This window comes from Paraclostridium benzoelyticum (assembly GCF_001006285.1).
In the GTDB taxonomy this organism is placed as follows: domain Bacteria; phylum Bacillota; class Clostridia; order Peptostreptococcales; family Peptostreptococcaceae; genus Paraclostridium; species Paraclostridium benzoelyticum.
Genome location: NZ_LBBT01000280.1, coordinates 1 through 676 on the forward strand (window position 1 = coordinate 1; position 676 = coordinate 676).

Sequence of the window (676 nt, forward strand, 5' to 3'; positions counted from 1 at the left end):
TTATTATAAATTTACTCAATTAGAAAAATTACATACTATTTAAATTCCAATAAAATTCACAATTTATTTATATGTATTCCATATTAGTATGATTTAATGTAAATAAAAATTTTTTTGGCTTGAATTCAACATTTCGAGCTATTTTGACAAATTTTTACAGTTACTTTTCCATCAATATCCAATAAAATAAACTTAAACAATTCACTTAAGGAGGAATGCAATGAAAAAAAATTCTAAGGATTTAGCGGTAGGTGTTAATCGTAATATTGATGATCTAGGTAGAGTAGTTTTACCTAAAGAAATGAGAGATAAATTAAATTTAAAAAAGAACAGCCCTGTTAGTATAAAACTATTTAAAGATTATATAAAAATTGAAAAAGCTATAACTACATGTTCTTTTTGCTCTAGTGAAGAAAACATAGAATATTATAAAGAGTTACCTATTTGTAAATCATGTTTAAAGGAAATAATTGAAAAGTTTAATAAATAATTTACACATTAACTTAAAATATTGATTTTATAAATTGTGCTATGCATTAACTTATCATGATTAAAGTATAATTATCTAAATTTATGCATAGCACATTATACATTTTAATCAATCCCTTCTTAAAACTTAACTCCATATATTTTTTTATTTTATTAATAATTCCATTAGTTTAATGTATGTATTTAT

At 21.0% G+C, this 676-nt stretch carries 1 protein-coding gene; it reads left to right on the forward strand.

The window, feature by feature from the left end; translation table 11 throughout:
- The first annotated feature begins 220 nt into the window (after positions 1–220).
- Positions 221–490 carry an AbrB/MazE/SpoVT family DNA-binding domain-containing protein gene (locus VN21_RS14185; protein ID WP_046823840.1) on the forward strand — a complete coding sequence of 90 codons (270 nt, stop codon included), beginning with the start codon at positions 221–223 and terminating at the stop codon, positions 488–490.
- Positions 491–676: the final 186 nt, after the last annotated feature.

Coding starts and splice junctions, on each gene's coding strand:
- VN21_RS14185 (WP_046823840.1), top strand. CDS start 221: ATGAAAAAAAATTCTAAGGATTTAGCGGTAGGTGTTAATCGTAATATT.